At 39.5% G+C, this 15,299-nt stretch carries 12 protein-coding genes; all 12 read right to left on the bottom strand.

The genetic code is table 11. The annotated features are described in order from the left end of the window. Positions 1-7: 7 nt before the first annotated feature. Positions 8-184, bottom strand: coding sequence for a hypothetical protein (locus GCU48_RS28020; protein ID WP_244315674.1), 177 nt, complete (start codon positions 182-184; stop codon positions 8-10). Positions 185-216: 32 nt separating this feature from the next. Then, positions 217-870: a zinc dependent phospholipase C family protein gene (locus GCU48_RS15055; RefSeq protein WP_152380542.1), complete on the bottom strand. Its 654-nt coding sequence runs from the start codon at positions 868-870 to the stop codon at positions 217-219. A 135-nt stretch (positions 871-1,005) separates the two neighbouring features. Beyond that, positions 1,006-2,529 (bottom strand): phage terminase large subunit, encoded by a 1,524-nt coding sequence (terL, locus tag GCU48_RS15050; protein ID WP_244315672.1) that lies wholly within the window; start codon positions 2,527-2,529, stop codon positions 1,006-1,008. 202 nt (positions 2,530-2,731) lie between these two features. After that, positions 2,732-3,424 (bottom strand): tyrosine-type recombinase/integrase, encoded by a 693-nt coding sequence (locus GCU48_RS15045; protein ID WP_244316292.1) that lies wholly within the window; start codon positions 3,422-3,424, stop codon positions 2,732-2,734. A gap of 312 nt (positions 3,425-3,736) precedes the next feature. After that, a complete protein-coding gene (locus tag GCU48_RS15040; RefSeq protein ID WP_152380540.1) occupies positions 3,737-4,480 on the bottom strand; it encodes a transposase in 744 nt (247 codons plus the stop codon). Between the two features lie 65 nt (positions 4,481-4,545). After that, positions 4,546-4,707: a hypothetical protein gene (locus tag GCU48_RS26975; RefSeq protein WP_167438494.1), complete on the bottom strand. Its 162-nt coding sequence runs from the start codon at positions 4,705-4,707 to the stop codon at positions 4,546-4,548. Between the two features lie 18 nt (positions 4,708-4,725). Further along, positions 4,726-5,991, bottom strand: coding sequence for a DNA modification methylase (locus tag GCU48_RS15035; RefSeq protein ID WP_152380539.1), 1,266 nt, complete (start codon positions 5,989-5,991; stop codon positions 4,726-4,728). Between the two features lie 231 nt (positions 5,992-6,222). Then, positions 6,223-8,376, bottom strand: coding sequence for an ATP-binding protein (locus tag GCU48_RS15030; protein WP_167518703.1), 2,154 nt, complete (start codon positions 8,374-8,376; stop codon positions 6,223-6,225). 612 nt (positions 8,377-8,988) lie between these two features. Continuing rightward, positions 8,989-10,584 (bottom strand): DEAD/DEAH box helicase family protein, encoded by a 1,596-nt coding sequence (locus GCU48_RS15025; protein ID WP_152380537.1) that lies wholly within the window; start codon positions 10,582-10,584, stop codon positions 8,989-8,991. A gap of 35 nt (positions 10,585-10,619) precedes the next feature. Then, positions 10,620-10,790 carry a hypothetical protein gene (locus GCU48_RS26970; protein WP_165264052.1) on the bottom strand — a complete coding sequence of 57 codons (171 nt, stop codon included), beginning with the start codon at positions 10,788-10,790 and terminating at the stop codon, positions 10,620-10,622. A gap of 100 nt (positions 10,791-10,890) precedes the next feature. Beyond that, complete coding sequence (locus GCU48_RS15020) at positions 10,891-14,289, bottom strand: RNA dependent RNA polymerase (protein WP_152380536.1); 3,399 nt, start codon at positions 14,287-14,289, stop codon at positions 10,891-10,893. 236 nt (positions 14,290-14,525) lie between these two features. Next, positions 14,526-15,245, bottom strand: a complete 720-nt coding sequence (locus tag GCU48_RS15015; RefSeq protein ID WP_152380535.1) for a hypothetical protein — start codon at positions 15,243-15,245, stop codon at positions 14,526-14,528. Between the last annotated feature and the right edge of the window lie 54 nt (positions 15,246-15,299).

The following is a 15,299-nucleotide window of genomic DNA, read 5'->3' as shown; positions in this document are numbered from 1 at the left end:
TCATTATCTACAACTTACGTGGGAAATTGAAAATGAGTTTTTGGTTGCTGCGGCTTTCTTGCATCGCATAGTTCTTGAGAATAGCATGCTGACCATTGTAGTAATCTGCATATTTCTGTTTGGCTAATGCAGCCAATTGGAGTTCATTTAGACACTCTATAATGATGCTTTCAGTTACTTGCAAAAAATTTCTCCCTTTCAAAATAGGTCGTTAGCTCAAAATTTCTTAGCTTCGAGAGACTCGATTCCCCATTCTTTATATAAGTCGGTAAGCTCATGCGATGTCTTTGTAACAAAACTCTTAACCATATCTTCTTTTAAATAAATTGGAGTTATCTGGGGTTCATTGTCCTTATTGCGTAACCACTGTAGCTTTATATCTCGGTATTGGCTTACTTCAATTTGAGTTAATAACGGTTCAATACTATAGGCACTTCCTACATAGAGCTTGTTGAGAACATCTTCTGCCCATTCTTCTCTCCTAATTAAATTAAATTCTACCTGATTTGACTCTATATCATAAATTTTTCTTATTTTATCTTTTTCTCCTCGGTACTCACGTTCAAAATTCGAATAAACTGTTTCCGTCCATCTTATGTCCGCATAGATATGAGCAAAATATCCCAGTACGTAATCTTTCCAGCTAGCCTCATCATTTAGGTTTAAATAATACTGACATCTTTCCTTAAGTACTTCAATACTAGGAAATCTATCTTCACAAACAAAATGTGTATTACCCTTTTCATTTCTTGCCACATTCCCCCTTACATGGACAGCATCTGGAGCAATACTCCCTATTAAGAAACTAGAAGATGGAGTACGCGAACAAAGTTCTAAAGCTATAGCAAAATGAACCATCGGATAAGGCATTCTTGAGAACCTCCTAAGAATGGATATAGAAATAAATGTAGCTATACACCAACATACTACAACATATTGAAACTAACCTGCCAGTTAGCTTAACGGGATTAGATCAAAATAAAGAATGAGTATCCGGCAGAACCCTCAGAACAACAAGCTACGATCATAAAATTTCAGACTCTTGACCGACTGAATCAATTGAACAGCCCCATACAAACTATCTGGCGCGTCATCATACGTACAGTTTCGATTGTAATCCTTCACCTGATGATTGTACCTGAGGTTATCTGCATTGAACAGAATATGACCCTTCTTCACTTCCGGCTCCAAGCTAATAATACGTTCATGCTTCTGCCCTCTGGAATGCACACTTTCTACGGGCGTATGTATCTTCGCTTTCCATAACTCTTCTTCAAACTTTTGCTTCATATAGCTTTGTGCCTGATTCACTTCAAAACCCAGCTTATCTACAGGGTAAAGCTCCAATTTTTCAATGGCTACTTGAAACAAATCATCCGGCAACAGTTTATAGATATTGCCATCGATCACATACATCTGCTTTGTTTTGCGATGCTGTCCAATAATCGAAATGGCCGAATAGTCATTCTTCTTTCCGGCTTTAATCGCTGGATCAATATACATCGCCATTTCCATATCCTCAAACTCAGGCGACCTGTCCCAATACATGAGATTCTGAAATATGTACTCATCAGTTGAGCACGGATCATTCTGCAATTCTTTATAGAAACTCTTTTCACCCATGGCTTGCTTTTTGCACATGAGATAATAGTAATCCAAGTACTCACTCCACAGGATTTCCGTACCCTTCAGCATTTCCTCCTCATGAGCCATAAAAAAAGTCAAAGCCGTATTGATCCTATCCTCGTCTTGGAGATTATTATATTGTCGCTCCCACTCTGACCATAAATCATCCCGTTCTGAAAACTGAAGCACGGCTGCTTTACGAACACTTCGCACACCAGGGATTTTACCCTTGAGTAAATCGGCCATAATATCTTCTTCATTCAAAATCGTTCCACAGATCAGAATATTCGTATCCCTTGTGCCAATAGGCAGAATGACATCCGTAAACGTATTTTTAATTTGTTCTCGCTTGGCTTCGGAGCGAGCCGTATCCTCCTTGAGCAAATCATCCATTAGAACCAAAGTAGGACGGTGATGCTTATAGTGAATACCTCTCAAACTACCATCTATACCACGAATCATAATGCAGGAGTCCAGTCCACCTTTACTCTTGAGCCATATTTCATTGTTGTTCCAACGGCTCCCTTTACGAATCCCAAAATCCTCAATCAACATCGTATTCGTTTCTAGCTCATCTTTGATCATATCGAGGAACGGCAATGCAATCTGCTCTGTGGCAGATATAATCAATGTAAACTGAGATTTATCATATAAAGTCGCATACAGCGGAAATAAAAAAGAACTGATCGTTGACTTTCCATGCTCCCTTGGGAGTCCGAAAGCTGTAATCAGTCCTGTATTCGCAAGCATATGTCTTAATTCCGAAAATAACTCTTTGTGAAACTGTCCAAACGCTCGATCAAAGTATTTAGGAAAATAGGCTAAAGCGAAAAATTCGATGTCCATCTCACCGATAAGCTTTCTTAGTTCGGAGAAGCTGAATGTCTCGATCAATTGTTTCATTTTCGGTGGTCTAAAATGCTTCTCCATATACTGCTTAAGTAGCTCAGCTTGGCGTTGTTGTTCTTGGTTTATCGTTTCAATTGTTGCGGCTCCTTTCTCATATTCACTATAAAATCATCACAAAAATTTCTGCGCCCTTTGCTGGCGGCTCCGATTATCTACATAGAAGAACCCCTCCCTCCACGACAAAAAGAGTGGCTTCTCACCACTCGATATTGGCCAAAGCTTCAACCATATCCTGCTGTGTTGTTAGTGTATAGATATTGGTGGTCGCTACGTGGTCATGTCCAAGGATTTGCTGGATGGTCGTCAAGGGAGTCGTTTTCACCAGCTTATAGCCAAGTGTATGTCTAAGCATATGTGGCGTCACCTTCACGTTGATTCGATCCCCATATTTATTCAGAATCAGGTTGATTGCATTCCGTTCCAATGACCCTCGCTGCCCAATACATAGATATTGTGATTCCACTTGTGGTCTGACTTCAAGATATCGGGTAATGGCTTTTCGCACTTCCTTATTTAATGGAATAGTACGAAAGGAATTCCCTTTACCGAATACCTTCAATAATCCTTTGCGTTCACTGATTTCAATATCTTTCAGCTTGATACCAACCAATTCGCTAACCCGTATTCCTGTTCCCAGCAACAATTCAATCACACAGATATGCATCCGATTGCCCATACGGTGAATTTCATTCCGCAGCTTCCACAAATCCTTTTCCGCTAACCCTTTGTATTGCCGAACAACCTTGTTCCTAACCGCTTCGATATGTATTTCTTCCTTAATATATCCTTGTTGGTGCATCCACTGAGCAAATACGTTGATACTGGCAATCTTGCGGTTGATGGTGAGTATCGCTTGGTTGGTGCTTTGCAGATATTTCTTGTACTCCACGCCATCCAATTCAATCCACTTGTCCAGTCCATATTCCGTTTTCCTTTGATACTAGGTTATAAACTGCAACACGTCCCGGATGTAGCACGAAACTGTGTTCTTGCTTCGATCCTTGCTCCGTAAATGTGCTTCAAACCCTTGAATATAGTCCATATTCGCCCCCACCCTTCGCTTGTGTGTCACATCATACCGTTGATGTGGGGGAAAGTCCACTGATTGCATAACTTATCTTATGCACTGAGTTTGGGCAATTTACAGGCTCATTCAGGGCTGAAATGGGCGTTTATCTATACAAATACTGACGACATAACGTTACGACTGCGAATCATCCGGCTTTATATATCCTTCCTCAATCTCTACCGTTTCCTCAATAGCTTCATAGTCGGCATCCACTACATCCGCTTCGATCATATCCAAAAATAGTTGCTTGCGCTCCTGTTCCAGTGCTTTTGTATTCACCACCAGCTCACGTCGATCATTCCACTCGTTAGGTGCACGGTTCTTTAAGTAGAAAATCATCGCTGTCGGATTGGGAGGCTGATATCGTTTCACTTTCTCAATTCTCGTCTTCTTTTTTCCATTTTTGTCCTCTTCAACTATTGTACGAATTTCCTCATATTCATATCCTGTAGCAGCTTTCAAAAGTGAATTTTCCACGTGTGAAATAGGGATTGATCTGCTCCATTTGACTAGTTCAGCCAGCATCGGATGCTTATCAATATACTCGTACCAAGTCGTTTTACCGATATCGAGTTTCCTGATAATGTCCTCCGCATTCACGCCTTCCTCGAACCACTGTTGAATCTCCGCTAATCTAGGATATACATGTGTTTCCCACTTGGATGGACGTTCCAATGCTTCCGCAAATTTTGGATGTTTCCTACGATAATCACCTAATGTCCAAATATGAATATTCAGTCGTTTCGCAATCTCTTCATCTGTTGCTCCTTCACGTACCCAAATGGGGATATCCTTCAGTCTCGGCACAACAAATTGATCATACTTGGTCAGTATCTTTGGCTTATTCCTTTTTGACTTGTCATTATTTTTGCTCATCTTTCACCTCTAGCACGAAAAAAGGGAACAAGCTATAGTAGCCCATTCCCTATATGTATTCCAGCTTACCCTTCTAACTCAGCCTCGTAAAACAACTCGATATCCTCAATCACCTTCTGAATCAATTCATTGTCTTCCTGAGCTTCCTCAGCCCCTAGCACATTTACCTTTTCGGCTTGCATGCCCTTCAGGAATCGAATCACCATATTCACTTTTGCCTTCCCCAATTCAATCACCCTTTCGGTTTAGTCAGCACATGATACCTCTGACCTTGCCGACTCAGCAACAACTTCTTGGTAGCTAAATTGCTTACCATCTCGAATCAGATAAACGCCGCTATTATCGCCAACGTAGGCAATATACCGCTTCACAATCACATCTACATATTTGGGATCAAACTCACTTGTATAGCAAATTCGATCCGTTTCCTCACAAGCAATCAACGTTGAACCTGAACCACCAAATGGATCAAATACGATATCACCAAGCTTGCTCGAATTCTTGATCGGGTAACTAATCAAGGGAATCGGCTTCATCGTGGGATGATATTCATTTCGGAATGGGCGATCAAATTGCCAAAGTGTCGTTTGCTTCCGATCACTATTCCAGTAGTGTCCACCTGTCGGCTTCCAACCGTATAATACGGGTTCATGCATCCAGTGATAATCCTGTCTACCCATTACCATCGCTTGCTTTGCCCAGATACAGCATTGTGCTAGTTTGAATCCAGCTTCGATAAATGCCTTCCTAGAATTCAAGCCCTCACTATCAGCATGGAATACATAGATACTTGCTCCGTCATCAGCTACTTCATACATTTGAGTATAGGCAGCCAATAGGAAATCATAAAACTGGTGATTGTCCATTTTATCGTTCTCAATTTTCAGAGCATCCTTCGTCTTGCCTGTATAGTCCACGTTGTAGGGCGGGTCAGTTACAATGAGCTGAGCCTTCTTACCATTCATCAATGTTGCGATATCGTGTGGATTAGTCGAGTCACCGCAGATGAGCCTATGCTTCCCAAGTAGCCAAATATCACCTTTATGAGTGACCGGATGTTCAGGTAATGCTTCTTCTACATTAAAATCATCCTCATCATCGGCTGTATCTTCATGCAATGTATCCAACAATTTCTCACACTCGCTCATATCAAATCCAGTTAGAGAAAGATCATAATCAGCCAGCTTTAATTCTTCCAGTTCCTGCGCCAACAATTCAAAATTCCAATCTGCATACTCAGCCGTTTTGTTATCAGCTATTCTAAAAGCTTTGACCTGTTCTGGTGTTAAATCATCAACCAGTATTGTTGGGACTTCCTTTAATCCAAGCTTCTTAGCAGCTAGCAAACGAGTATGACCTGCTATGATTTCATGATTACTGTCAATCAGAATCGGATTTTTAAATCCATAACTCTGAATACTCGTTGCTACATAATCTACAGCTTTCTCATTATTTCTGGCGTTTTTTATGTACGGATTTAACGTTTCTACGTTTACGAATTTGATTTCCAATCCACATCCAGGTGAAAAACACACCAACTACAGTAACAAATCGTAATATTTCTATGATTATTGCTTGTAACATTAATAGCATTTATATTTCTCCTCTCTAAATGAAAAAGGAACCCTAGCTCGTAGCCAGAGTTCCTGTGTATAATATGTAATTTTAAATTTTCAATATTTCAATCATCATTCAACTTGCTAAATTTCTTCTCGAAAAACTACAATTTTTAAATCTAACTTCTACAATTCAATCTGATGGCTCATATCGTCAATGATATCTCGCCAACATTGTTCCCGTTGATTGCTCAGTAAGATAGATACTTTTTCATCTAATTGTCCACAACGTTCGTTTAAACCAGGCGAAAGGTGAAGCATTCGCTGACGTACACGTTCTTCCCAATGGGCTTCTCGTAGAATTTCATTCATTATTTCTTGCTCCACACGTTGTTGAATGCTTTGTTCCAAGCTACGAGTAAGCGTTGATGAATCCGGAATGACCTTGCCTTTATCATACTCAGACATCTTCCTTTCCAGCCAAGAAACAAATAACTCGGAATCCATGGCGTTCAATTCGACTCGATTCGTTTGTAGCCAATCTTTCCATTCGCCAGCAACATAACTCGCTACTGGCTTCTCGTCTCTTTTCCTTTCTAACTTTTCTACTTCTAGCCCCATATGAACAGCTTCCTCTGGATCAAGTCCCAAATTAATCACTCGTACTTTTCGACCTGGGCGAGCTTTCGTCTCCTCCACCAATGTCTCATAGATTTTAGTTCCAGCAGCATCAGCGTCATGGATACAGAAGAATTGCAGTTCCTCCTCTGTTTCCCCCAACATATCCAGCAAATCCTTAACGGCTCGACTGGCATATCCCTTCGACGTGACCAACGCACAATCATACCGTTCAGGAAATTTTGCCTGTTTTAATAATGGGAATAAACCTTCCTTTTCGCAATATAGGATTTTATTAAATGTCCAATTCGGTCGACTATAGTCTTGAACCGTCAATGTACCGATAGGAATATCCTTACCTGTATGCGGATGATACAATACACCTCGATTATCCCGATACAAATTAGGAATCTCTCCGCATTCATTTTCATAGTTGGTGATGATTCCACAAAAATTTCCATACTCAAGTTGCCGACCTAACTCTGAGATGATGTAAGGACGTATGGCATAATACAGTTGCCGTAAGCTAAAAGGATACTTACCGTTACCACTTGCTTTGTCGATGGCTGCCTGTAAATGAGTCAAAATGATATCCTTCTGTGACTTCTTCTTATCCGTTTTGCTTATATGCTTCTTCGCTCGTTTCGTTGCCTTCTGAATAGCTTCTTTAATTTCATTCTTCATCCAGTTTAGATCAGGCTCCTTACCATCACTCACAATCGGCATATAGGGAGTAGTGATATTCAGAATAATGTGACAAGGTTTTATTGCAATTTTTTCATAGAAGCCACTTGCGAATATGGTAACTGATTTTTTATCTACGCTAAGTTGGTTCCATCCTGTAGTCGGAGATTTATTGACGAGGATATCCAGTCCAGAAGACTTATTGAAATCAACCCAAGCTTCAACTGTAAACGGGATTTCGGCGTTATATATTCCTCTACCACTTTTCACTGTAAATTCACCGCTGGACTTGTAATATTCATAACCCGTTATTCCATTCATACTACTGTAACGAGATCCATTGACCTGTTTACTGTGATTCCGAATCGCACCAAGCAATAATTCCGTTTCATCAAACAAAAGCGATTGAACCCATTTGTTTTTATAGTCGCTTGCCACTTTTCCAGCTTTCGTCCCTGTGCAACCATCAAACTCTGCAACCAACTCGCGTACACTACCTGTATAACCTTGGCACAATTCATAAAATGCTTCTGACGTGTACCAATAGCCAGATGTTCTCCCCTTATACTCTTCGCCTTGATTATACTGAATGGCTAATTCTGCCCAATGTAGGTCTGGCTTTAACGAATGACCAAATTGAATCTCAATCTTCGTTCCCGTATGAGGAGAATCTCCTACTCGCTTAGCCGTAGAGGTTCCATCTGCTTGGAAATGAATCTGATATCGTTGTCCTCGTGTGGTTACATGTAAACTCCCACCCGAAGCAATAACCGCACCCGACACGACACGAAGTCCATTTCCCAATACACCCCGAGTTGGCATCCGTAATATTTTACTGGACAGAAACGGACGATTAATGGAGAATAACTCTGCCAATAATTCAGGATTGATCCCTCTACCCTGATCCTTCACATAGAATCCATTTGGTTCCACATATCCCACTTCACAGTGTCCACAATGATCCAGCGCATTATCTGCTAATTCCTTCGCAACCAATAGTCCGAGTTTGTCCCGGCTGACCCCAGCTTTTTGTGGCAATGTTTCTAAATTCCTAAATTTTGTCCAATCCTGAGTTGTGATCAAATCCAAGTTTAAAATCTCTCCCTTTTTCGATTTTTTTGAGCAAGATTAAAATTCAATATGAAACATGAAAATTTTAAAGCGATAATCTATAACTCTATTGAATTAGCCGTGTTATTCACATCACGACCTCTCTACGGGCTGACAAGCCCTGTGCGAAGCACCCTACTACATCAAATAGTCTATTTAATAAATTCTCTAATCATTATGTAAAATTAGTTTTAATGGAACTATTATTCATCTACTCGTGGGATAGGGGAAACTCTGGGCGATAAAACCACTTCGCTGCGCTTCGTAAACGGTAGTATCGCTTGCCGCCGTTTCCCCTCCCACACCCAACCCCTTTGCGGCTCATTAAGTTCACTTTTTCGTAATTTTCTAACTTTCCTTAATTCTAAAAACGGTTGATTTCATTGACTTTTTTATCATCTGGACAGCAAATCATGGATACATGTATATATATAGCATTACTCCACAATTTGCTGTCCGAGATTAAAAAAAACCTTATATCTACTACCTTTTTGGCAATATCGAAAATGAGAAAAATTTGATTTTTTTGTTACAACCGGATTATCCACTAAGTTTGCCAACTAACCAATATCGCTTCCCTTTATGGGGATTGTTGCTTCCATCTTCTAACTTTTTTCGGTTATCTGGAAAACTACCAATCGCATATTTCAATTGATTCGATTGGAGGTAGGACTGTAATTGGCTAATATCCTTTTGTAATCTACCTCGATAATCCTTGATATCAAATTTTTCAATGACTTGTTTTTGACCGTCTTTATATATTCTTTTACCTACTATTGTTTCTAAATAGCTACATAATTCTTCTTGCTCAAATAGTTTCTCAATCAACGTGATTTTATTTTTATGTAATAAATTCGAAATGTACATCATATAGGCATCGCTTTCCTTTCTCCCTCCAGTTTCTTCCCTGAAATTATTGGTTTCTCTGTTCTGATCCAGCATTGCTTTGATCCGATCTCTCGTAGCTACAGCTTGAAGATATTTAACTCTAGACACTGTCTTCTTCGATATATATTTGCCATCACTCGAAACATTATTTTTAATGATGTAATTGGATTTCCTCGAAAATTTACCCACTAGCTTTTTCCATTCTTCAACTCCACCATGAATAAAAGCGTCTGCCTCATCCAGTTTCATCTGGACTGAATTCAAATAATTATTCAATTTCCTATTGTTTCTATTCAGCAACACCACATGAACCTTATCCTGGTCATTCTTGAATCTCTTTCGCCCAATACACTGTAGCATCGTATCCACGTCAAATATATCGCATACAATTAATTTTATGTGCTCATCCTTCAAATCAAAACCATTATCAAGCACTGTCGTGGTGAATAGATATTTACAGTCAAACCTATTTTGCTTGACCATGGACTCCACTTGATCATCATCTACATGTTTGAGATACTTTCTGTTTTTGCTGCTGCTTTTACTGCATACGAATAATGAATCGTCATACTTCACATGAAGCTCAAAAGCCTTTTGGATCGTGTCTGCAAAATATATAATTTTATCGTTAGTTTTATTGAATTTGCGCTTAATCCATTTTTCTACTGCATAAAAGTCTGTATAAAAGGATAACGATGTAATCTGATTGAATTTTATTGGTATGGAGTACGTCCATATCTTATTTCCGGTTCGTTTGAGCTTATGTCTGTACTGATCCTTTATGTAAGAGAATAACACATGACCCGTTGCGGACATAAAAATCCTAATTTGAGATTGTAGACCGAGTATAGCTTGAAGGGAATCATCGGAATTATCATTAAATCCACTGTCCGTAGTAAAGTAATGCGACTCATCACACACAATGTATGTATAGGGAGAAAAATCATACTCCTCGTCATTGTTTAACTGGTTCTCAATCGTTTGATATAATTCCACTTTGATTCTTGAAAACAGTGAATTGTCGATAGCTTCTTTATTCTGTTTATACAGGTTCTTTCGGTTAACCAATAAAAGGATATTTACATTTTGCTGATCCGCTAGTTTTTCCAGCTTGTTTCGAATAAAATAGGATTTACCTGATGCTGTCCCACTGCTAATTAAAACGATATCTCCATTTTTCCATTCAACTTCCTCCCCGTTTATCTTCTCAGTTACATTTTGCTTTGGCTTATAATCATCAATTCTCATCAAATGCTCCTCACATCATTTCTAACATCTACATTTTAATGATTTGTTGCTTCCCATTCATCAATGGCTACAGATAGTTCTGGCGTTTTCAGATACATGGAAAATAAAACATTCGTCTTATAGTGTCGTGCCTTCGTTATAAATGAAAAACCTTTACTTGTCAGATAATTAAACAAATGAATATCATAACAATAAAAGTAGCTCATTCAAATTCACTCCTCTCATTGTGGAATTGCACCCTTTTAACAGGTATCACCCAAGCGCCAGTGTTAACAGGCGCCTATCATGACAGACCTATGATTCAATTTATTCGATATGGACTACAGCCTTAAAGCTCGATTTCGTGACTTTTTCAATGGTTAAAAATTCAATTGCTGCACCATCAAAATCTAGGAAGGATAACCCCTCATCTCGACGGATGACCTGATCTCGTGGGATTATACATTTCCTTTCTCCATGCTCATCTACAATATGAACATAACGATACTCGACCACCTGAACCCACAATTTCTTGCCCAAAACCTGGTCAGCCACCAACTGGGATTCTTCCTCCGACTTTTTCAAAGTGCTGAAGGCAAGCGGATAATTCTTCAATGTTCGTCTTGTACTTCTCCCATCCAGCATAGAAGGCGTATTACTGATTTGTACTACGGTTTCTCGTTCAGCTTCATAGCCAATAAAGAATTGCCCCATGATCTCAAATAATGAATACACACCATCCGGTACATGGAATGGAAATTTCAAATCATCTATTGCAGCGATACCAGTGTGAACGGTAAGTTCTTTGCCTTCCATATTTCGATTCGTAAGACGGTTCACTCTTCGTACTTCCCTCTTCATCACATTTTCATGCTGCTTTAGATTTTCCAGTAGTCCATCTACAAACAGCCATGCAAAGGAGTACGTTCTGTAGGTTTGATATGCGATCTCCACAGCAACACTGGCAAGTATTGAAGGGTACGGACAGATCTCTTCACACTGAGTCTTGTATTCCTCTCTTAACCTAGCGTATTCCACGCTGATTGCTTTTCGGGTATCATTGTCTCGTTGCCATTTTTTCAGTTTGTTAAATTCCATCAAGCGATGATCTATTGGTCTTTTCTGCTCGTTGTATTCTTGGTATAGTGGCTCAATGCGAGCTAAATAGCTCAGAAACTTGGTCTGACTAACCTTGCTCATATCCTGTAACAATTGTCTCGTGCTTTCGATGCCCAAAATAGACTTATCCAGTTTCCCGTCTTTCATCTGGAACTTGTCATCTATGTACTTTTCTGCCTTGACACAAAATTGATTAAACGGCGATTTCATCGAGTGCTGATAATCCTCAGCTTTACCACCATTCACAAAACGAAAGAAATATGGCATTTGGATAGCCAGACGATCCAGCACATATGGAATCTCTACTTCCAGTCCATTTTTGGTCGCATCAATGATTTGACCTTGGAGAAATTTTAAAACGGAGTTTTCCAAAACACGCGCTTGAAGGCTCCCTTCCTCCAAAGCCAAATTTTGAAAATACGTATTCACATTCGTACATCTACCCGTCAAGTTATGTAGGCTTTTCAGTTCCATATTGACGATGCTGTCCATATTATTGGATACAGGTGCAGCTACTTTTTTATCATCTTCATTGATAATCGTAGGAGCATCGATCACGGCTGAGAGTATGGTGGGATCGTTGGTACAGAGAGCCGTATCTCCGTCCACATCTCCTAGTCCGAGCCTTGCAAGTGTTAAATCACAACAGTTCAGAACAATCACATTGTCTAAATGACGCATATATCGGTTATGTACTTGTACAAAATCTAGCTTGCCAACTTCATTAAATATGGTTAGCGGTGACCGGAATAACGCATGCATTCCACGTTTCCGATTCATAAAAGCCTGGTTCTTCTTCAACACACCTTTTACTGGATTTCCAGCGGCGTGCTCCATAAATGCAATCGGATCGTTGGTCAAATAAAAGTAGCTGCCACGAATTGGGATGCGACCTTTCAACATATCCTGTACTTTCAACATCGCTTGCTTCACGATAAATTTGCGAACATTACCGTCATACAGCATCAATTCATTCAAATCTATAGCTTGGATAATTTCATTGATAAACTCTTTCTTCTGCCCCTGTGCTACTTCATCTCGCTGTTCGTCAGATTCCTCATCTTCATCTTTAGGTTCATCGTCTTCTTGGACTAGCATATGTAGGAACGCTTTCGTGTAAGCAATATCTCGAAGCCACCTTCCATGGGGATCATTCTTTCCTCCATGTAATACACGCTTGATGACATCCATTAGAGGCGTAGCTAATTGAAACAAATCGTTTAGTGTAAGATTCAGCGCATGAATATATTGGTATGTCAGTGGTGTATAGGCGTTCATCTGGTATGCTGGCTTCGCATAATTGGCGACCCAAAAGTGGTTATGATTATGTACTTTCAGTGAGGCTTCATATTCCATTATATTTTCAAACAGACACTTAGGCTTTGCTTCTCCCTCATTGTATTGATGCCATGCTTTGAAGCAGGATTTTGTAAGGATGAGATCAATAGGACGACCCTGTTTGTCGATGATCGACTGTGATTCACCAAAAACATCTTTTATTTCTGTGATGCTATTTTCCTTGAACCATTTCAGCAAATCGAATCGGATAAAGTTACCTTTGATATATGGTAGTCTTCCCTGAACTGCATTAGGTGAATAGGGTAGGTTCAGATGTTGTCCAATACGCTCGGCAAACTGGAAGCTCATTAAACCTTGACCATCGAAAAATTGGACATTCTTATTTTCATACTGTGGATACTCTACTCGTTTAAATCCGATGGACTCTTCATTGATAGCGATGATTGGGATTTCTTCTGTTTGCCCGATGGAATAGCAAGGGTATAGTTCGTCATTATACATAACTGAACGAACAGGAAAAGGAATTTCTTCCAACCTCACACGACGATTTGCTTTATCCCATCCGTTGAATGTTTTATAGTCTTTTGGATCAGGAACGGACTTTGTACGACCATTCCACGGGATTACTTTGTTCGGTATACGATCTAACTTATGTAATTGTTCCTTGGATGGCTTCAATTCTTTCTTCGCTTTGAAATATTCACGTTGCTTTGCCTTTTCCTCGAATATTAACTTCTGTTGCTTCAAATCTTCAGCACACTTTTCCACTTTCCATACATCCTCAATGATCGTAGCTTTTTCATAATCTAGAATAACAACGATACGTGGAATATACGGTACTGGCTGTGCTGCCGAGCGACTAACACCTAGAGCTGCTTCCCACTTATGGATATTAGTGAGTGGCGGCATTTTACCGAGTGTAATGTGTCGATACAGATCAGCAACATATTCTTCTTGGATGAATTCTGTTCTCTGAGTACGTCCCATCGCAGGTGACTTAATTGAACGGACATATTTCCTTCCATTATAATAGATGCCATCTCGTAATATACGTTCAAACAGTGCAAGTTGGGCTGGATCATCTTCATCAATTTGATCAGCTTTGAGCATGAAGATTACGTCGGGAACATCGACTAGGGGATCATGCTTTGTTATGACTCGTTTGAGTTGATCGAGATAGATACTGTCCGATACAGTGATGGTACGAGTGCTAGATTGTGGCGCACAAAGTTGGTCGCCTAGAACCGTGATTTCGTTAAAGTAGAACAGCTTGATTTGGTATTGATTTCGAGTTGGATTAGTGGACAAATTTTAGCCTCCTGTTTGTTGGTTTGGGTGAAAATTTTATGATTGGGATCGAACAATTTTAGTGCTTCTCGTTCCTTGCAATGAGTAGGAACTGGTGTTCGTATGAAATATAACAAATATACATTCGTATTGCAAGAGTTAAGTTCAGAGAATTGTTTATATGACGACAAGGCTTTAAGGAGAACAAGAAAAACCGAGGGCTATATACCCTCGGCTGTTTGGAAATACAATGTAAATTACTCCTGATTCAACTCAGTATAATCTGCGCGGAAGTATACCTTGTAATCCGTGGCCTTAAACCCATACGCTTTCAGCATCTTCAGCAATATATTTCGTATGCCATTTCCGCTCATATGTGTCTCTATATACACTTTATCTAGGATTAACTGAGGTTTCCTTATCCCTTCTTGCTTCGTTGAGATGTACTTATTTTTCTTTCCATTCATACCAGGCATATGTTCAAAAGCAAGAAACTTTTCGCTATCTATAGAAAGCAATAACTCGGCAGTTTTTTTAAGCATTTCTTGCCAAGTCTTCACTTCTATCAATTTTTTCTCGTTAATTCGAAAGGCAAACGGTCGCTTATGCGTAAAATTCTCATACAAAGTATGTTCAACGTTAGAATCAACCATGTAGTCAGCATAATTGGGGATTTTATTCTTTTCGGTTTCTTCATCTGTATCGTTGTCTTCATTGACTAAATCAATAGCCTCTACACTAAGATTAGCTACAAACTGATCAATCTGCTGCTCATAATCGTGAATAAATACCGCCATATCGTCATACTGCCGTCTAGCAGCAAAGTCTCTTTTAGTGAAAGCGTCGTTTGACTTATGGTTTATACTGTTCATTGTATCATTAAGTACTTCTTTTATAAGCTCCAAGCTCTCAGACAGGTCAATAGCTTTGTTCGGGAATTCTGTTTTTAAGGTATATAGTACTTGATCTAAGTTCAAAAAAGCTCAACTCCTTGAGGCAAATTCAATCTACAACTCCAACCCATTCAGCAA

Origin of the sequence: Paenibacillus brasilensis, from assembly GCF_009363115.1 — a bacterium.
GTDB lineage: Bacteria > Bacillota > Bacilli > Paenibacillales > Paenibacillaceae > Paenibacillus > Paenibacillus brasilensis.
Note: the sequence above shows the minus strand (reverse complement) of the source record. Positions and strands in the feature narration are given on the sequence as shown.